General features: G+C 67.0%; 12 protein-coding genes. 5 read left to right on the forward strand and 7 right to left on the reverse strand.

Features of this window, described 5'->3' with window-relative positions; all coding sequences use genetic code 11:
- Positions 1 to 3: 3 nt before the first annotated feature.
- From ACXJKM_RS27545 to ACXJKM_RS27570, 6 genes are all read right to left on the reverse strand, one after another.
- On the reverse strand, positions 4 to 804 hold the full coding sequence (locus ACXJKM_RS27545; protein WP_457319689.1) for a lysophospholipid acyltransferase family protein: 801 nt from the start codon (positions 802 to 804) through the stop codon (positions 4 to 6).
- Positions 805 to 945: 141 nt separating this feature from the next.
- Entirely contained in the window at positions 946 to 1,590 is a 645-nt protein-coding gene (gene gmhB, locus ACXJKM_RS27550) for a D-glycero-beta-D-manno-heptose 1,7-bisphosphate 7-phosphatase (protein ID WP_235532115.1), read from the reverse strand.
- A gap of 7 nt (positions 1,591 to 1,597) precedes the next feature.
- Positions 1,598 to 3,727 carry a glycine--tRNA ligase subunit beta gene (gene glyS, locus ACXJKM_RS27555; protein WP_457319691.1) on the reverse strand — a complete coding sequence of 710 codons (2,130 nt, stop codon included), beginning with the start codon at positions 3,725 to 3,727 and terminating at the stop codon, positions 1,598 to 1,600.
- Entirely contained in the window at positions 3,727 to 4,659 is a 933-nt protein-coding gene (glyQ, locus tag ACXJKM_RS27560; RefSeq protein ID WP_056204643.1) for a glycine--tRNA ligase subunit alpha, read from the reverse strand. Before glyQ ends, glyS begins: the two co-directional genes overlap by 1 nt.
- Positions 4,660 to 4,688: 29 nt before the next feature.
- Positions 4,689 to 6,131, reverse strand: coding sequence for an apolipoprotein N-acyltransferase (gene lnt, locus ACXJKM_RS27565; RefSeq protein WP_457356310.1), 1,443 nt, complete (start codon positions 6,129 to 6,131; stop codon positions 4,689 to 4,691).
- Positions 6,128 to 7,009, reverse strand: coding sequence for an HlyC/CorC family transporter (locus ACXJKM_RS27570; RefSeq protein WP_056204638.1), 882 nt, complete (start codon positions 7,007 to 7,009; stop codon positions 6,128 to 6,130). The genes lnt and ACXJKM_RS27570 overlap by 4 nt, the downstream gene beginning before the upstream one ends.
- 114 nt (positions 7,010 to 7,123) lie before the next feature.
- Between ACXJKM_RS27570 and ACXJKM_RS27575 the strand changes: the two genes are divergently transcribed.
- The 5 genes from ACXJKM_RS27575 to hslU all read left to right on the forward strand — a co-directional run bounded on the left by ACXJKM_RS27575 (position 7,124) and on the right by hslU (position 12,838).
- Positions 7,124 to 8,176 carry a CobW family GTP-binding protein gene (locus ACXJKM_RS27575; RefSeq protein ID WP_056204635.1) on the forward strand — a complete coding sequence of 351 codons (1,053 nt, stop codon included), beginning with the start codon at positions 7,124 to 7,126 and terminating at the stop codon, positions 8,174 to 8,176.
- A gap of 157 nt (positions 8,177 to 8,333) precedes the next feature.
- A complete protein-coding gene (gene dksA, locus ACXJKM_RS27580; protein ID WP_235532114.1) occupies positions 8,334 to 8,969 on the forward strand; it encodes an RNA polymerase-binding protein DksA in 636 nt (211 codons plus the stop codon).
- Between the two features lie 168 nt (positions 8,970 to 9,137).
- Positions 9,138 to 10,895, forward strand: coding sequence for a hypothetical protein (locus tag ACXJKM_RS27585; protein ID WP_457356311.1), 1,758 nt, complete (start codon positions 9,138 to 9,140; stop codon positions 10,893 to 10,895).
- Between the two features lie 57 nt (positions 10,896 to 10,952).
- On the forward strand, positions 10,953 to 11,516 hold the full coding sequence (gene hslV, locus ACXJKM_RS27590; RefSeq protein WP_057296634.1) for an ATP-dependent protease subunit HslV: 564 nt from the start codon (positions 10,953 to 10,955) through the stop codon (positions 11,514 to 11,516).
- Positions 11,513 to 12,838 carry an ATP-dependent protease ATPase subunit HslU gene (gene hslU, locus ACXJKM_RS27595; RefSeq protein WP_457356312.1) on the forward strand — a complete coding sequence of 442 codons (1,326 nt, stop codon included), beginning with the start codon at positions 11,513 to 11,515 and terminating at the stop codon, positions 12,836 to 12,838. Before hslV ends, hslU begins: the two co-directional genes overlap by 4 nt.
- 3 nt (positions 12,839 to 12,841) lie before the next feature.
- On the opposite strand, the gene ACXJKM_RS27600 is transcribed toward hslU, so the two are convergent.
- Entirely contained in the window at positions 12,842 to 18,604 is a 5,763-nt protein-coding gene (locus ACXJKM_RS27600; RefSeq protein WP_457356313.1) for an alkaline phosphatase D family protein, read from the reverse strand.
- Between the last annotated feature and the right edge of the window lie 4 nt (positions 18,605 to 18,608).

The raw sequence follows: 18,608 nt of genomic DNA on the forward strand, positions 1-18,608 counted from the left end.
TGATCAGCGTTGGTTCGCCGCCGCGTCGCCGGCGACGCCGGCGGACGGAGGGTTGGCATAGGCCTCGGGGTCGAGGCGGCGCATCTCGGATTCGATCCAGTCCTTGACCTCGTTCATCAGCTCGGCTGGCGAGCGGCCTTCGGGGCGGATCTGCCGGCCGATGGAGATGTCCACCACGCCCGGACGCAGCAGGAAGCTCTTGCGTGGCCAGCAGCGCGCCGCCGTCGCGGCGATGGGCACGACGGGCAGGCCGGCCTCGATGGCCAGGCGGGTGCCGCCGGTCTTGTAGTCGCCGACCTGGCCGCGCGGGATGCGCGTGCCTTCGGGGAACATGATGACCCAGTTGCCCTGGCCACCGAGGCGTTTGCCCTGGCTGAGCACCTTGTTCCAGGCCTCCGTGCGGCGGCCACGGTCGATGTGGATCATGTCCATGCGCGCCATCGCCCAGCCGAAGAAGGGCACGTAGAGCAGTTCGCGCTTGAAGACATAGGCCAGCGGATGGCTGAGCAGGGCCGGGTAGGCAAAGGTCTCCCACGTGCTCTGGTGCTTGGACAGCAGCACGACGCCGGCGCGGCGGTCCGAAGCCGACGGCAGGTTCTCCATGCCCTGGATGCGCCAGCGGATGCCGCAGATGAGGCGCGCGCTCCAGATGGCGACCTTGAGCCAGCCGGCACAAGCCCAGTAGACCGGGTCGCCGCGGCGGAAGATGGACAGGATGACGACACCGGTCGCCCAGGGGATGACGGTGACGACGAGAACCAGGACAAAGATCAGCGAGCGGATAGCGCTCAATAGCGTTGCCATCAGGACTTCCGAATCAATAGGTGCGCAACGGTGGCGCCAGAGTGCATGGCCAAGCGGATGCCGCAGAACCGGCTTTGCCGGGCTGCTGGCATCGCCCCCTTGAGGGGGCCGGCGAAGCCGGTAGGGGGTGGGCTCATCACTTCAGTTCAGGTCTCCGGCCTGGGTGTCGGGGGTCAGAACCTGGCCGCGCTGCACGGCAACGCGGCGGCGCTCCTCCTGGATGATGGCTTCGGCAAAGCTCATCAGGTCGTCGTGCACGCGGGCCGTGGGCACCTGCACGAGCAGGTTGGCGAGCTCGTTGGTGCCGAGGCTGCCGAAGGGGCCGGTCAGCACGAGGTGGGGCATGCAGCCGGCGTTCTGCGCCGTCAGCAGGTCGGTCAGCGACGCGCCGACCATGTGGATGGTGGCGAGCGCGACGTCGAAGCGCTCGCCGATCTGCTGGATGAGGCCGGGCAGGGGCTTGCGGCAGTCGCAGCCTTCTTCGGGCGTGTGCGGGCAGAAGAACGCCGCGTCCAGGCGCCCGCCCTTTTCGGCCAGCAACTGGTTCAGGCGGATGTGCACGGCATTCAGCGAGGCCATGTCCAGCAGGCCGCGGCCAATGCCGGCCTGGTTGGTCGCCAGCACCGTGTGCCAGCCGGCGTGATTCAGGCGCGCGACGGCCTCCAGCGCCCCCGGCAGCGGGTCGAGTTCCTCCGGCGCCTTGACGTGGTCGTCGCGGTAGCGGTTGATCGTGCCGTCCCGCCCGAGGATGACGAGCTTCATGCCGTGGGCGTGGTCGGCGCGCATGGAGGCTTTAGGCAAGGCGCGACAGGTCGGCGACCCGGTTCATGGCGGCGTGCAGGCGGCCCAGCAGGGCCAGCCGGTTGGCGCGGAGCAGCGGGTCCTCGGCGTTGACCATCACGTCGTCGAAGAAGGCGTCGACCGGGCCCTTGAGCGCGGCCAGGGCCTTCAACGAACCGGTGTAGTCATGCTGCTCGAACAGCAGGTCGGCAGTGGGTTGGACTTCGGCAATCGCGGCGGCCAGGGCCTGCTCGGCGGCTTCCTTCAGCAGCGCATCGTTGATGGCGTGGGGCAGTTCGCCCTCGACCTTCTTCAGGATGTTGCCGACGCGCTTGTTGGCAGCCGCGAGCGACGCCGCTTCGGCCAGGGCGGCAAAGGCACGCACGGCTTCGAGACGGCGCGGCACGTCACCCAGGCGAGCGGGGTTCAGCGCCAGCACGGCGTCGACTTCCTGGGCGCTGTAACCCTGGTCACGCAAGCTGACCGCGAGGCGATCGGCAAAGAAGGAAAGCAGCGCCTCACGTGGGTTCTCGATGAGCTCGCCGAAGGCCGGCACGGCCGCGTCGATCAGCGCCGGCAGGTCCAGCGGCAGGTTCTTCTCGACGAGGATGCGGATGACGCCCAGCGCATGGCGGCGCAGTGCGAACGGGTCCTTGTCGCCGGTGGGCAGCTGGCCGATGCCGAACAGGCCCACCAGCGTCTCCAGCTTGTCGGCCAGCGCCACGACGGTGCCGGTGTGGTTGCGCGGCAGCGCGTCGCCGGCGAAGCGCGGCTTGTAGTGGTCCTCGATGGCGATGGCGACGCCGTCGCGCAGGCCTTCGTGGCGGGCGTAGTAGCCGCCCATGATGCCCTGCAACTCGGGGAACTCGCCGACCATGTCGGTCAGCAGGTCGCACTTGGCGAGCTGGCTGGCCTGCTGGACCTTGCTGTCCAGCACCTTGAACTCGTCGTCGGCGTCGACTGTGTAGGGCAGGGTCGCCATGCTCAGCTGGTTGACGATGGCATGCGCGATCGACCTGACGCGCTCGGCGCGCTCGCCCTGGCTGCCCAGCTTGCCGTGGTACACGACCTTGGCCAGGCCCGGCAGGCGGTCTTCGAGCTTCTTCTTGCGGTCCTGGTCGAAGAAGAACTTGGCGTCGGCCAGGCGCGGGCGCACGACGCGCTCGTTGCCTTGCACGACGGCGCCGGCGTCGGCGGGCGCGATGTTGCTGACGACCAGGAAGTGGCGGGTCAACTTGCCGTGAGAGTCCAGCAGCGGGAAGTACTTCTGGTTGGCCTTCATCGTCAGGATGAGGCACTCCTGCGGCACGGCCAGGAACTCGGCCTCGAACGCACAGGTCAGCACATTGGGGCGCTCGACGAGGGCGGTGACTTCGTCGAGCAGGGCCGCGTCATCGATGGGCGTGAGGCTCAGCGCATCGGCCGCGCCTTTGAGTTGGCGCGCGATCTCGGCGCGCCGCTCGGCAAAACCGGCGATGACGGCGCCCTGGTCACGCAGTTGAGTGGCATAGCTGTCGGCCGATTCAATGCTGACCGTGGGCTGGGCGGCTTCAAAGCGATGGCCGCAGGTCGTGCGGCCGGCAGTCAGGCCCAGGGCCTGCACGGGCACGATCTCGCTGCCGTGCAGCGCGACGAGGCCATGGGCCGGGCGCACGAACTTCACGTCGGTCCAGCCGTCTTCGAGCTGATAGCTCATGACCTTGGGGATGGGCAGCTTGGCGAGGGTTTCATCCAGCGCCTTCTGCAGGCCCTGCGCGAGCGTGGCGCCGGCTTGCATGCTGTCCCAGAACAGCGCCTCGGCCTTGCCGTCGGGCAAGCGCTTGAGTTGCGGCACGACTTCGGGGCCGGCGCCGATGGAGGCCAGCTTCTTCAGCAGCGCGGGCGTGGCCTGGCCATCAGCGGTGAGGGCGACGGCGACCGGCATCAGCTTCTGCTGCACGGCCTTGTCGGCGGCCTTGGCGGCGACGTTGGCCACATGCACGCCGAGGCGGCGCGGCGACGCGAACGACGTGACGGCGGCGTCCGCAGCGGCGAGGCCCTGGGCCTTGAGGCTGTCGGCCAACACGCTGGCGAAGGACTCGCCGAGCTTCTTCAGCGCCTTGGGCGGCAGCTCTTCGACAAACAGTTCAACGAGCAGATTCATCAAGCGGCCGCCTTCTTGCTGTTCTTCAGTTCGATCTGCGCAACGACCTCATCCGCCCAGGCCTTGGGGGCCATCGGGAAGCCGAGGCGCGCGCGGCTGTCCAGATAGCTCTGCGCAACGGCGCGGGCCAGGTTGCGGATGCGGCCGATGTAGGCCGCGCGCTCGGTCACGCTGATGGCGCCGCGGGCATCCAGCAGATTGAAGCTGTGGGCGGCCTTCAGCAGCTGCTCGTAGGCGGGCAGGGCGAGCTTCTCGACCATCAGCTCCTGGCTCTTCCTTTCATGCGCGGCAAAGGCCGACAGCAGGAAGTCCACATCGCTGTGCTCGAAGTTGTAGGTCGACTGCTCCACTTCGTTCTGGTGGAACACGTCGCCATAAGTCAGGCCGTCGGTGTAGACCAGGTCATAGACCGATTCCTTGCCCTGCAAGTACATCGCCAGGCGCTCCAGGCCGTAGGTGATCTCGCCGGTGATGGGCTTGCAGTCGATGCCGCCGACCTGCTGGAAGTAGGTGAACTGCGTGACCTCCATGCCGTTCAGCCACACCTCCCAACCCAGGCCCCAGCAGCCGAGCGTCGGGTTCTCCCAGTCGTCCTCGACGAAGCGCACGTCGTTCTTCTTCAGGTCGAAGCCGAGGGCCTCCAGCGAGCCGAGATACAGCTCCAGGATGTTGGCCGGCGCGGGCTTGAGCACCACCTGATATTGGTAGTAGTGCTGCAGCCGATTCGGGTTGTCGCCGTAGCGGCCGTCCTTGGGGCGGCGGCTGGGCTGCACATACCCGGCCTTCCAGGGCTCGGGGCCGAGGGCGCGCAGGAAGGTGGCGGTGTGGCTGGTGCCGGCGCCGACTTCCATGTCGTAGGGCTGGAGCAGGGCGCAGCCTTGCTTGGACCAATAGTCCTGCAAGGTCAGGATGATTTGCTGGAAGGTCAGCATGAGGCGAGGGGGAGAGGGGGTGGCCGATTCTATGAGGCCGCCCTGCGCACGCCCGCCAGGGCCAACAGGGACAAAAGCCAGAGCGGCCAAAGCCCCAGCGCGGCCAGCCAGCGGGCATAGGGCGTGGAGCCGCTGCGGCCGTCGACTTCGACCTCCAGCACGCCGCGCTGCAGGGCGGGCAGCCGGGCGGTGATGTGGCCGTGATGGTCAACAAGGGCAGTGGCGCCGGTGTTGGTCGAGCGCGCGACGGGGCGCTGGAACTCGAGAGCGCGCATCTGCGAGAACTGCAGATGCTGGTCCTGGATCATGACGGTGCCGAACCAGGCCAGGTTGCTGACGTTGACGAAGGCGGTCGCCGCGTCGGGCCCGACGGCGCTCTGCACGAAGTCCTCGCCGAACAGATCCTCGTAGCAGATCAGCGGCCGCAGCCTCTGGCCGGCGACGGCCCAGGGGCGCTGGTGGTCGCCGCGGGCCTGGTCGTCCAGCGGGATGTTCATGGCATGCACGAACCAGCCAAAGCCCGGCGGGATGAACTCGCCGAAAGGCAGCAGATGGCGCTTGCCGTAGTGGTAGTCGCTGCCCAGGGCGACGACGGAATTGACGAAGCCCTCGTCGGCATTGCCGAGGAAGGCGCCGAGCAGTGCGGGGCGTTCGGGGCGGGCCAGGCGCACGAGGGTGGCGCGGTCCAGCTCAGCCAGCGGCAGCGGCACGACCGATTCGGGCGTGATGACGACCTGGCCGCGCGCGGACTCGATGAGCCGGGCCAGCAACTCCAGATTGGCGGCGAAGCGGGCCGGGTCGAACTTCTGGTCCTGCGGGATGCTGGGCTGGACCAGGGAGAGGGCCAGGCGGCCCGTGGAGGTCGTGAAGTCCTGCGGCAGCAGCAGGCCGGCCAGCGGGATCAGGAGCGCAGGCGCGGCCCAGGCAACGGCTCCGCGCTTTAGCCATACCAGGCCGGCGGCCGCCAGCGCTGCCAGCGCGGAGATGCCGTAGACCCCCACCCAGGGCGCCCAGCCCGCCAGCGGGCCGACGGTGTGGGCATAACCCGCCGCGATCCACGGGAAGCCGCTGAGCCAGGTCGCCCGTGCCAGCTCGGCCAGCAGCCAGGCTGGCGCAAAAGCCAGCAGCCGCCAGCGGCCCGGCGCGATCCAGCGCGCGGTCAGGCCCAGGGCCAGCGCGTAGAAGCCGCTGAGAAAGGCCGCCAGCAATGCCACCGCCAGCGCGGCCAGCAGCCAGGGGATACCGCCGAACTGGTGCATGCTGATATGCAGCCACCACAGGCCCGAGGCCAGCCAGCCAAAGCCGAACAGCGCGCCGACGAGGGCCGCAAACCGGGGCGTGGCCTGCTCGACGGTGGCGAACAGCAGCGCCAGCGCGATGGGCTGCAGATACCAGGCGCCGGTGGGCGCGAATGAGGCCGTGTGCAGCAGGCCTGCGGCCAGTGCGACAGCCGCAGCCCTCGCGCCCTTCACGCCTCGGTCTCGTCTTCGGGGGCGCGCGTGACCTTGAACCAGCGCACCGCGCCGCCGCGGGTCAGCATGACGGCGAAGTTCAGGCCGCCCACCTGCACGGTCTCGCCGCGGCGCGGCACGCGGCCGTGCTCATGGGCGATGAGGCCGCCGATGGTGTCGAAGTCGTTGTCCGGCAAGGCCAGGTTGAAGCTGCCGTTGACGGCCGCGATGGTCGCGTCGCCGGCGATGCGCTGGCTGCCGTCGGCCAGGGTGTAGATGCCGGATTCGCCATCCTTGTCGTCGAACTCGTCCTCGATCTCGCCGACGATTTCTTCGAGCACGTCTTCGATGGTGATGAGGCCGGCGGTGTTGCCGAACTCGTCGATGACGATGGCCAGGTGGTTGCGGTTGGAGCGGAAGTCGCGCAGCAGCTCGTTCAGGCCCTTGCTCTCGGGCACGAAGACCGTCGGGCGCAGCAGGGCGCGCAGGTTCAGCTCAGGCGCGCGCTGCATCTTGAGCAGGTCCTTGGCAAGCAGGATGCCCATGATGTTGTCGCGGCTGCCCTCGAAGACGGGGAAGCGCGAATGGCCGGTGTCGATGACGAGACCAAGCAGCTCGTCATAGGGCGCGTCGATGTCCAGCAGGTCCATGCGCGGTGCGGCCACCATGGCGTCGCCGGCCGACAGCTCGGCCATGCGCAGCACGCCTTCCAGCATCTGGCGCGACTCGGGCTCGATCAGCTCGCGCTGCTCGGCGTCGGCCAGGGTATCGATCAGTTCGCTCTTGGAGTCGGGGCCGGGGTGCAGGAACTCCAGCATGCGCTCCAGCAGGCCACGGGCCTCGGGCGGGTGTTTGGCGGCCCCGCGAACTGGGGGCCTGCCTGAATGCGGTTCGCTCAAGGGGAGCTGTCAGGGTATTGCGGAAGGGACAGAATAGCCGATTGATTTGACAAAACCTTGTGCTGGGCCTCCCAGCCCCCATATCTGCCGCCTTCGACGAAAACGGTTCCCATCATGTCCAAGCCCCAAGGCCTCATTCCCGCCACCATCCTGACCGGCTTCCTCGGTGCCGGCAAAACCACGCTGCTCAAGCGGGTGCTGACCGAGGCCCATGGCCAGAAGATCGCCGTCATCGAGAACGAGTTCGGCGAAGAGAACATCGACAACGACATCCTGGTGTCCGACACCAACGAGCAGATCATCCAGATGAACAACGGCTGCGTCTGCTGCACCATCCGCGAGGACCTGCGTACGACCCTGTCCGATCTGGCCGCCAAGCGCCGCAAGGGCGAGCTGGACTTCGAGCGCGTCGTCATCGAGACCACCGGCCTGGCCGACCCCGGCCCCGTCGCCCAGACCTTTTTCATGGACGACGAGATCGCCGAGAGCTATCTGCTGGACTCGGTGCTGACGCTGGTGGACGCCAAGCACGCCGAGGAGCAGCTCAACAGTCGCCAGGAAGCGCGCATGCAGGTGGGTTTTGCCGACCAGATCTTCATCAGCAAGGCCGATCTGGTCGAGCCGGCGGCCGTCGAGGCCTTGGTGCACCGCATCAAGCACATGAACCCGCGGGCACCCATCCAGACCGCCCATTTCGGCGAGGTGGCCCTGGCCAAGGTGTTCGACCTGCGCGGTTTCAATCTGAACGCCAAGCTGGAGATCGACCCGGATTTCCTCAAAGCGGACGCTCACGACCACGGCCATCATCACCATGATCACGATCATGAACATGGCGAGCATTGCGACCATCCCCACCACCATGCCCATGATGACGACGTGAAAAGCTTCGTCTTTCGTGCCGACAAGCCTTTCAACCCGGCCAAGCTGGAGGACTTTCTGGGCGCCATCGTGCAGGTCTACGGTCCCAAGATGCTCAGATACAAGGGTGTCCTACACATGAAAGGCACGGACAAGAAGGTCATCTTCCAGGGCGTGCATCAGATGATGGGCTCCGATCTCGGCCCGAAGTGGATGCCGGGAGAGAAAAAGCAGAGCAAGATGGTGTTCATTGGTATCGACCTGCCAAAAGAGGTACTGATGCAAGGCTTGGAAGGCTGCTTGGCGTGATGTTTTTTTGCCCCGGGAGCACCGTTTCCCGGGGGGTGAAGGCTGAAGATTCCCTGTGGCTACAATCCGCCGCGCTCAAAATTGGGCAGCCGGCTGAAAAGCAGTGGGATCAAGGTCTGACACCGCGCCGATGCAAGCCCTGAGCGAGGAGAAGACAGTGAGCAAGACCCCGGCCCCCAAAACCGCCCCCAAGGGCGCCAAGAAGACTGACCCCGGCGCCGACGTCGCGATGCTCGAGGCGCCCGCGCCAGCCAACCGGTTCGCCGACCGGTTCGCTCCGCCCAAGCCCCCCGTGCGTGGCGCTGGCCATGTCGACGAGACGCCGCGCGTGGCCGCCAAAGGCGACCCCAAGCTGGTCAACGCCTGGAAGACCAAATCGGGCGCCGAGCTGACGGACGCCGAGGTGCTGGCCATGCCGGACTCGGAGTACATGAACGCGAAGCAGATCGAGTTCTTTCGCGCCAAGCTGACCGAGCTGAAGGACGGCGTGCTGTCCAATGCGGGCGAGACGACCGAGCATCTGCGCGAGGACACGACCATCGTCCCCGATCCGGCCGACCGCGCCACGATCGAGGAAGAACACGCCCTGGAGCTGCGCACCCGTGACCGCGAGCGCAAGCTGCTGAAGAAGATCGTGCAATCCATCGCGCGACTGGACACCGGCGAGTACGGCTACTGCGACGAGACCGGCGAGCCCATTGGCCTGGGCCGCCTCATCGCCCGCCCGACGGCCACGCTGTCGCTCGAAGCGCAGCAGCGCCGCGAGCTCAAGCAAAAAATGTTCGGGGACTGAATGGAGCCCCTCGTCCAAGGTGAAACTTGGCCGGTCCCCCGAGGGGACGGCGATGCTTGCGGCGTTGAGCCGCAAGCACATCACCTGGGCGGGCCGGCTTGGGAGCGGCCCGGCGCTCGGCCCGTGGGTCGCTGACACCCGTTCGTTTCCACGAGGCATAGTCCAGACATGTCCGAATCCAAGCCCGCAGACCCGAAGGAAGGCGACAGCTTCTTCCGCAAGGTGGCGCGCTTCGTGGCCAACCCCACGACGGACTGGGCCGAGATCAATTCGCGCCAGGACGACCCCGAGGGCGACCTTGCCAAGGCCGAACTGCGTGCGATGGTGGAGCGCAAGCGCCGCAACGATTTCGTGCGCAAGCGCGAGCTCGACATGCTGCGCCGCATCCGCCGCGAGGGCCTGACACCTGAGCAGCTCGCGGCCCTGGCCTCGTCGCCGTCCCGGATGGGCGACGACGAGCGCATCAGCGAGCCCAATTCCAAGATCGATCTGGGCGTGAAGGCCAAGATCGACGAGATCGAGCAGCAGATGGTGGGCGAGAGCTTTGCGACGACGCAGGCTGTGCCCAAGCAGCAGCCCGGGTTCTTCGACACCAGCACGCGGCCGGTGGCCTTCTCGTCCTCCGTCGCGACGCCGTCGCCTGCCGAGGCCAACGGCGGCCGGGTCAGCGAGTTCTCGACGCCGCGTGAGGTGCAGCGCCTGCAGGCGCCGACGCCGCCGGCTGCCGTGACCATGGGCGCGGCCATCCCGCCGCTGTCCGACTCGCCGCCCAGCCGCCTGCCCGACCTGCCGCCGCTGGACATGCCGCTGTCCTTCACGCTGGCCGAGTCCACGCCCGATGTCGAGGTGCAGGAGGTCGTGCACGACCCCGAGCTCGACGAGGCCGTCATCGCGTTTGCGAACGCCGATTACGAGAACAGCGAGCGTGCCCTGACCGAGCTCGTGCGCCCGGGCGGCAGCCGCAATCTGCACGGCGAGACCTGGCTGGTGCTGTTCGACCACTACCGCGCCACTGGCGCCCAGGGCAAGTTCGAGGCGCTGGCCGTCGAGTACGCCCAGCAGTTCGGCCTGTCGGCACCGCAGTGGTTCTCCATGCCCAAGCTGGTGGCCGAATCGACACGCCAGTCCAACCGCTCGCCCATGGCCAAGGCCAGCCAGGTCAGCTGGACGGCGCCCTCCACCGTGAGAGCCGAGGATGTGGCCTTGCTGCAAAAGCGCAGCGAGACCCTGCCCATGCCTTGGGTCTTCGACTGGGGCCCGCTGGAAGACATCGAGATCGAGGCCGCCATCCAGATGCGCCAGCTGTTTCGGGTCTGGGCCCAGCAGCAGGTCGACCAGCGATGGGTGGGCGGCGACCGCTTCCTGAACCAGCTCAAGGAGCTGGCGCCAGTGGGCGAACGCGACACCGACCCGGTGCTCTGGATGCTGCGGCTGGAAGCGTTGCGCCTGGCCAACCGACCCGATCAGTTCGACGAGGCCGCCATCGACTACTGCGTGACCTACGAGGTCTCGCCGCCGTCCTGGGAGCGCGCCAAGTGCCGCGTGCGCATCGGCGGCGAAGGCTCGTCGACCAACAGCCCGGCCACGAGCTCGATGCAGAGCGAGGCGCAGTCGACCTTCCTCGACACGAGCGTTGCCGAGGCCAGCCTGGCCCAGCTCGAATTGATGGGCCAGATGAGCGGCGATATCTCCGACAGCCTGCGCACGCTGTCCACCGAGGTCGGCGACGCGAGCATCATCAACATCTCCTGCACCAAGCTGATCCGGCTGGACTTCATGGCCGCCGGCGACCTGTTGAACTGGGTGCTGCAGCGCCGGACCGAGAACCGCATGGTCGTCTTCACCGACGCCCACCGGCTGGTCGCGCTGTTTTTCGGCGCGATGGGCATCAACGAGCATGCCAAGGTCAAGGTGCGGATCAATTGATCCCGCGGCCGCGGCCGACCTTGCGAAACCGCGGCTGAACCTCAATTGGGACGGCCTATGTCTTCAGAATCTTCTGCCGTCTATCACGGCACCACCATCGTTTCAGTGCGCCGCCAGACGCCCACCGGTTGGCAGGTCGCCATCGGCGGCGATGGCCAGGTGACCCTGGGCAACATCGTCGTCAAGGCCAGCGCGCGCAAGGTGCGCAAGCTCTACCGTGACCAGGTCCTGGCGGGCTTCGCGGGTGCCACGGCGGATGCCTTCACGCTGTTCGAACGTTTCGAGGCCAAGCTGGAAAAGCACCAGGGCCACCTGGTGCGCGCGGCGGTCGAGCTGACGCGTGACTGGCGCACCGACCGCGTGCTGCGCCGGCTGGAAGCCATGCTGGCCGTGGCCGACAAGACCGCGTCGCTGATCATCACCGGCAACGGCGATGTGCTGGAGCCCGAGCAGGGCATCGTCGCCATCGGCTCTGGCGGCGCCTACGCCCAGGCCGCCGCCAAGGCCTTGCTGGCGCACACCGATTTGAGCGCGTCAGACATCGTCAAGCGCTCGCTCGAGATTGCCGGCGAGATCTGCATCTACACCAACCAGAATCACACCCTCGAGGTGCTTGAATGAGTTCGATGACCCCCCAGGAAATCGTCTCCGAGCTGGACCGCCACATCGTCGGCCAGCAGGCCGCCAAGCGCGCCGTCGCCATCGCGATGCGCAACCGCTGGCGCCGCCAGCAGGTCGACGAGAAGCTGCGCGGCGAGATCACGCCCAAGAACATCCTGATGATCGGCCCGACCGGCGTTGGCAAGACCGAGATCGCCCGCCGCCTGGCCAAGCTGGCCGGCGCGCCCTTCATCAAGGTCGAGGCGACCAAGTTCACCGAGGTCGGCTATGTCGGCAAGGACGTGGACTCCATCATTCGTGACCTCATCGAGGTCGCCGTCAAGCAGGAGCGCGAGGGAGCCATGCGCCGCTGCCAGACGCGCGCCGAGGACGCCGCCGAGGAGCGCATCCTGCAGATACTGTTGCCGGGCAGCCCGAGCTCGCAGGACGGAGACAACGCGACGCGCCAGACCCTGCGCAAGCGCCTGCGCGAGGGTCAGCTCGACGACAAGGACATCGAGCTCGACCTGCTCGCCCCCAGGCCCACGATGGAAGTGCTCGGCCCCTTCGGCAACCAGCCAGGCATGGAGGACATGGCCGAACAGCTGAAGGGCATGTTCAGCCAGTTCGGCGGCACTCAGAAGAAGACGCGCAAGCTCAAGGTCGCCGAAGCGATGAGGTTGCTCATCGAAGAGGAAGCGGCCAAGCTCGTCAACGAGGAGGAGATCCGCGCCGCGGCGCTGGCCAATGCCCAGGAGATGGGCATCGTCTTCATCGACGAGATCGACAAGGTGGCATCGCGCAACGAACACGGTGGCGCCGAGGTCTCGCGCCAGGGCGTGCAGCGCGACCTGCTGCCGTTGGTCGAAGGCACGACGGTGTCGACCAAGTACGGTCTGGTGAGGACCGACCACATCCTCTTCATCGCCAGCGGCGCCTTCCACCTGGCCAAGCCCAGCGACCTCATCCCCGAGCTGCAGGGCCGCCTGCCCATCCGCGTCGAGCTGGATTCGTTGTCGGTCGCCGATTTCGAAGCCATCCTGACCAGCACCCACGCCAGCCTCGTCAAGCAGTACCAGGCACTGCTCGCCACCGAGGGTGTCACGCTGGACCTGCAGCAAGGCGCCATCCGCCGCCTTGCGGAGATCGCCTTCGAGGTCAACGAGCGCACCGAGAACATCGGCGCGCGCCGGCTGGCGACGGTGATGGAGAGGCTGCTCGACGAGATCAGTTTCGATGCGCCGCGCAACTCGGGTCAGACCGTGGTCATCGATGCGGCCGCGGTGGATGCGAAGCTGGGCGCGTTGGCGGCAAATGAGGATTTGAGTCGGTTCATCCTCTGAGGTTCAAACCAGCCGCTTGCTGATGGTTTTCGGCGGGGCGCCGCCCGGGCGGCTGAACTCCACGTCGAGGTCGATGCCATTGGTGTGGAGGATTGCATAACCATCACCCGTCTGGGCGAGGTGTGAGGTGACCTTCACCGTCAGCTCGCCTTGCGGGAAGGTCTCGTTCAGCACCAGATCGCTCGGACGGCCGTTAGCGAACGGGAAGGGCGCGTAGAGGCCCGAGCTGTGGACGGAGAGGACCTTCGCCGCCCTGCCGCTCGACGCGGTGATCTCGATCTCCGCGACCAGGCTGTGATGCTCATCGCCCGACAGGAACACCGTGTTGGTGATCCCGTTCTCGGCGATGAAGATCAGCAGCCTTTCCAGCGAGGCTGGGAAGCCGTCCCAGGCATCGCTGTGGCGCGCGCCGCCTGCGGGGTCTTGCTTGGTCTGCAGGCGGCGGGGCAGCAGCAGGGAGGGTGTGGCCACGAACTTCACGGCCTCGCGGTGGCGCTTGAGCCAGGCCTGCAGGCGTTGTTCCTGGCGATGGCTCAGGATGGACTGCTGCGCTTGCGGCACGGTGGAACCGCGTGCCGTGCGCCCGGTGCGCGTGTCAGCCAGATAGAAGGGGAAGCCGGCATGCAGGAAATGCATGTCGGCGGTCGCGGAATGACTGAAACGCCCATGGGCCATGCGTTGGTATCGGCGGAAGGCGCTGAAGCCGTGGTGCCGCAGCAGGCGGTTGCGCAATGCATCAATGGGGCGCGCCTGTTCGACCTTCTCCGGCGTGGGTTCCCAGTTGTCTACGATCTCGTGGTCGTCCAGCAGCATCTGCACCGGCATGCTGCGCAGCAGGCTGCGCATGCCGCTGGCGCGCAGGGCCTTCTGGTGAGGCTGGTCGTAGCGTTCGTCGCGGCGCATCGGGTCCATGAGGCCGGCAGTGGCGTCGGCGTAGATCTGATCGCCGACCAGCAGCGCGAAACCCACCTGCGGGCCCTCGAGCGTGGTGTCAGCCAGCTGCTGCAGGTTGGCCTGTGCTACCGGGCCATCCATGAGGCCGGCGGGGTACTGGCAGCTGGCCAGCGCGAAACGGGTGCCATATTGCGGTGAGGTGGCGGTGTGCTGGCTCAAGGCCGCCGCCAAGGCCCCGGCCTTGACGAAGGCGTTCTGCAGCACCGCGGTGGGCTGGAGCTTCACCCACTCCTGGGCTTGCTGAAGGAGCTTGGCGGTTTCCAAGGGCTGCGCGACCAGCAGCGCGCGCAGGCCCGAAGGAGGGTTGGCCGACGTCGGCTGCGGGATGAATGGCCATGCTTCCTCGCAGTCGACCACCTCGTCACGGGCATACGCCAGCAAGGCGAGATAGTCTGACCCGGTGCTGCCGTCCGAAGGAACGGCGGGCTGGGCGAACAGCCATCGCTCACTGTTGTCGTCGTCGCCGACGACCACGCCGGCCGGGATTTGCCCCAGCTTGAATTGACCACCGGCTTGAGACACCGGGAACAGGCAAAGCGTCGCCCGACCCTGAACGGGGTGGGACATGCAGGCCAGCCGGACGACGCTCGTCGCCTTGTCGGACAACGCGATGCGGGGCCCGATCCATGGCGAAAGGAAGACATGCCTCGCCTCTTCGGGCTCGAGCGGGTCAGGAAGCTCGTCGTCCTTCAAGCTCAGGAAGCGCTCAAGGTCTTCGAAGACAGCAAGCGAATCCCTGCCGATGAGCACGTCCTGATGGCCCAGGTTCGCATACGGCCCCTCATCGGGTTTGGGATGGTCCAGGCGCACACCGGCACCGGCTAGGTGGCTTCCCAGCAGGTCCTGCGTGTTCACGTCGACCAGCCCGTTGTGCTGACCATGGATGATCATGGTCGGGATTGGACTCCAGCGCTCGCGCAGCTGTCGACGCGTCACGAACTCGCCACGGCCGCGCTGGTTGGTGATGACCTGGAAGCGCGTGAAGTGGATGGTCTGGGCCACGGTCTCCAGGTTGATGGGGCCGAACAGGTCGTCGATGGCCTCGAGCGTCTCATCGCTGAGATTGGCGGCATCGAAGTCGCGTCCGTAGAGCGCGTCCATGCGGTGGCGCGAGGCGACCCAGGGTGTGGTCTTGAAGGGCCACAGCGGGTTCTCGACGTCGTAGTCTGCGTCGGGGTAGGGGAGGCTCGCCAGCAGGCGGTCCAGCAGCTGATCGGCAACCTTGGGCTCGCGAGGCGGGCGGAACTGATAGTCGTCCTTCATCAGCAGCCGCCGGGCCGACTGCAGCACGAAGGCGCGGAAGATATTGCTGTCGGTGTAGCGCAGCAGCGGGCCCTTCTGGCTCAGGATGATGCGGTGCACGCAAGGGTGGCTGGCTCCTTTTGCCGGCGGCTCGGCACCGTTGAAAGCGGTGAGCGTGGCGAGGTGCTCCGTGGTCAGCCAGGAGTCGACGCTGAGTTGCGTCACGCCTGAGCGCACCTTGCGCGGGTCGGTGAGCAAGGCCATGCTCAGCATCACGCAGCCGATGCAGTGCGCGAGCACGTCGACTTCCTTGCCGGTGGCATTGCGGATGTGCAGCAGCGCCGCGGGGATGTCGACCAGCGCGGCCTGCTCCATCGGCCAGGGGTAGGTGGCGGTGGCGAGCGCGGTGCTGGTGCGCAGGTCAACCACCCACACCTCGCGGCCCTGGCGGCAGAAGAACTCCGCCGCGCTGTTGGGCGCCAATGATTCGTGTGTGAAGGTGTTGCCGCTCACGCTGTAGCCGTGCAGCATGACCAGCGGCCGACCGCGGCGCTCCACGGTGGGCGGTGGCAGGTAGCGGGTCAGCCGGATCTTGACGGGCACATCGCCGCTGTTCTTGCAGAAGTCGATGAGCGAGGGCCGGCATCGACCTGCAGCGGGGCGCGGATCCTGGATGGCTTCCTCGTAGGGCCCGGGCATGCGGTCCACCCACAGTTCGGTGATCTCGGGTGAGGGCAGGCCCGCAATGGGCCGCGGCAAGCGGTCGGGTTCTTTCAGCGACGGCGTGTCGGGCTTGCGGAAGGTCCACAGATGGATGCTGATCAGCACACGCAGCCACAGCAGGCCGAAGCAGGCGAGGTCCAGCAGCGCGCGGGCGTGGTCCTGCTGACCCGTGATGCGCAGCAGCGGGAAGCCCTGGCTGGCGAGAAAGCGCATGTCGAGTTCAAGGAGGGGCCGCTGGCTGTTCGGCATGCCCGGCATGCGCGTAAGGGAGAGTCGGGTGAGCTGGTGCCAGGGGTTGGCACGGCGGTCGTAGGTCAGGCGCTTGACGCCGGAGATGCCCTGGCCTTCGCGAGGGCCCTCTGCGTCTTCCCAGGGCATGAGCACCTTGCCCACGTAGAGCTCGTAGTCAAAGCGGCGAACCTCGCCTGCGCGCGAGGCCATGCGCCACAGGTCACCCGCGTACTCGAGCCAGTCCTGCAGGCCGGCGCTGGTCTTGTTCGGCTCCTTGATCTTCTGGACGATGTCCCGCAGGCCCCGGTTCAACGCCCATGGGACAAGGGTGCGCAACCGGCGCTTCAGCGACGAAGAGCGCTCACGGTGCAGGAAGCGCAGATCGCCGCGCAGTTCCGCCTTGAATTTGATGTGCTGCTCGCGCTGAGCATCACTGGCCACGCGCAAGTGTTTTTCGTCCCAGGTGCTTTGTTCAAAGATGCGGATGACCGAGCTGTGGCCCGGCCTGACTTCCACCTTGCGGTTCATCGGCGTGCGCAGATCCTCGGGATGGAAACGTTCGTAGGCCAGCGTCAGTTCCACCACATGCGGTTGGGGTAGCGTCGTGTTGAACTGCAGGGGAACCGTGCCGACAAGGCGCTCGACGATCTCGATCTCCGTCGGCCGCAAAGGCGCGTTGGGGCGGGTGTCGTCCGGCTGTGCCATGCGGCGATTGCGCAGTGGCGGAAGCGAACTGGCGGGAGGAAAACTTTCCCAGTGCCGGCGCACCGCGCGCAAGGCTGTCGCGGCGATGGTCAGCGCCGGGTTGGCTCCCAACGACCCCGGGATGATGGAGCCGTCCAGTACCAGCAGGCCGTCATGGATGGGCTCATCATTGGGCAGTCGCTCCCGGCCTGCGTCAAAGACGCGGCCGAAGCGGTCAACCACGCCATCGGCCGCCGTCTTGGCCATGGGGCAGCCACCGAGTGGATGCACCGTCAGCACGGGGCCGCGTGGCTGGGTGACGAGTTGCTCCAGCTTGGGCGGCAGCAACCGCCACATCGGGTTGGCGATGAGCCGGGCGGCCGGCTTCACATCCAGCGCGCGCCGTTCCAGCTCCTCATGCGCCTGGGTGAGGTCGCGGGCCTTGCGGGCCTCGGGCCAGTGAATGCTCAAGGTGCCCGGCTCGGCGGGCCGGTCGCGCGGGCGCAACGGCCGCGGCAAGTGCAACGAGCCCGCGGCATCGTCGTGGCCGATGACGCCGACCAGCAGCGTCTTGCCCATGGCCGTCGAGTCCACGGCCAGGGGATCGGTGCCGGCGCCTTCCGCGCCATGCCTTGTGGAGTCGCCTTCCGGCATGCGGTGGATCAGGCTGGCCGTGGTGACGAGTTGCTCGAACAACGGCTTCAGCGGGCCGGGTACCGAGAACTCCTGGATGCGGAAAGGCCGCTTCACTTTTGCCGAAACGGGCACCGTGATGGAGCCGGTGATGGTCGGGCCGACGCCTCGATCCTTCAACCCGACTTGTTCATCCGCGCAGCCCTTTGTTGCCTCGGGCATCTGGGCCACGGCGGCGATGTTGTCGCCATTGCATGAGAAGCGCTCGCCGAGCCGGGACGAAAACACCAGCTTGTCGGTGCGGGAGCGCAGCAGGATCTCGCTGCTGCCCAGCGTGCCTGCCGCGAGGATGACCGTGTCTGCATACAGGTGGAGCTCTTTCGGCTCTCGCTGCTGCAGCGCAGGCGATGTATGCACGACGCGTACGACCCAATCGGGCCTGCCTCGCCAGTGTGGATCGTCCTTGTCGCTGCGTCGCAGGGACAGCACCGTGGCGCCGGTATAGATTTCCGCCTCGCGCCACTTGGCCAGCTCCAGCAGGTTGGCATCCAGGCTGTTCTTGGCGCCAATGTTGCAGCCTGTCATGCAATCGCCGCAGAGCGTGCATTGGTTGAGCTTGACCTGCGCCGAATTGGCTTCGTTGGCCATGGCTACCGACAAGGGCGGCATATCAGCTGCGCGGCTGGAGAGCTTGCTCAGTGCCTCGGTCTTGGGCAATCCGCTTTTGTTGCTGGCGCCCGGGTGGAGGGTGATTCTGTTGCGCACCTGCCGTTTGTTGCGTATCGCAAAGCCACCCAACAGGTACTTGGCCTCCTTGAACAGCCCGGCCTGCTCCAGTTCGTAGACCAGCTCGTGCAAATCGCCGGGGGGAAGGTCTGTCAGCTTTGGCTTCAGCAGCACGCCCGCATTGATCAGCGAGCCGCCGCCCAGCCCATTCGCGACGAGAGCGTTCACGTCTTCCCCCAGGCGCAGGTCGAACAAGCCTTCGTGCTTGCCGCCCACGCGCCCCGTCTGCTGCTGCCCCATGCGCATGTGTCCCGGCAGCTCGCTGAAGTGCGACGGGAACTCGCCCGGCAGGTATTCCTTGCCCCGTTCCAGCAGGCCGATCCGCAACGGCTTGCCGGTGGTGCCCGAGCTCCTTCCCGCTAGCTCGGCGGCGGCCATGCTGCCGCCGTAGCCGCTGCCGACGATCAGCACGTCGAAGCGACGCTTGTCGACGTCAGAGGTCCAGAGCTCGCCGAGCTCTTGGGACAGGCGTTGTCCTGCGGCCGGAGCCGCCGTGGTGCTGCCGCTGTTCATGTCC

This window comes from Roseateles sp. P5_D6, assembly GCF_054049415.1.

Excerpts from the sequence above, each read along its gene's own strand:
- ACXJKM_RS27545 (WP_457319689.1), bottom strand. The coding sequence starts at position 804 with ATGGCAACGCTATTGAGCGCTATCCGCTCGCTGATCTTTGTCCTGGTT.
- gmhB (WP_235532115.1), bottom strand. The coding sequence starts at position 1,590 with ATGCGCGCCGACCACGCCCACGGCATGAAGCTCGTCATCCTCGGGCGG.
- glyS (WP_457319691.1), bottom strand. The coding sequence starts at position 3,727 with ATGAATCTGCTCGTTGAACTGTTTGTCGAAGAGCTGCCGCCCAAGGCG.
- glyQ (WP_056204643.1), bottom strand. The coding sequence starts at position 4,659 with ATGCTGACCTTCCAGCAAATCATCCTGACCTTGCAGGACTATTGGTCC.
- ACXJKM_RS27575 (WP_056204635.1), top strand. The coding sequence starts at position 7,124 with ATGTCCAAGCCCCAAGGCCTCATTCCCGCCACCATCCTGACCGGCTTC.
- ACXJKM_RS27585 (WP_457356311.1), top strand. The coding sequence starts at position 9,138 with ATGTCCGAATCCAAGCCCGCAGACCCGAAGGAAGGCGACAGCTTCTTC.
- hslV (WP_057296634.1), top strand. The coding sequence starts at position 10,953 with ATGTCTTCAGAATCTTCTGCCGTCTATCACGGCACCACCATCGTTTCA.
- hslU (WP_457356312.1), top strand. The coding sequence starts at position 11,513 with ATGAGTTCGATGACCCCCCAGGAAATCGTCTCCGAGCTGGACCGCCAC.
- ACXJKM_RS27600 (WP_457356313.1), bottom strand. The coding sequence starts at position 18,604 with ATGAACAGCGGCAGCACCACGGCGGCTCCGGCCGCAGGACAACGCCTG.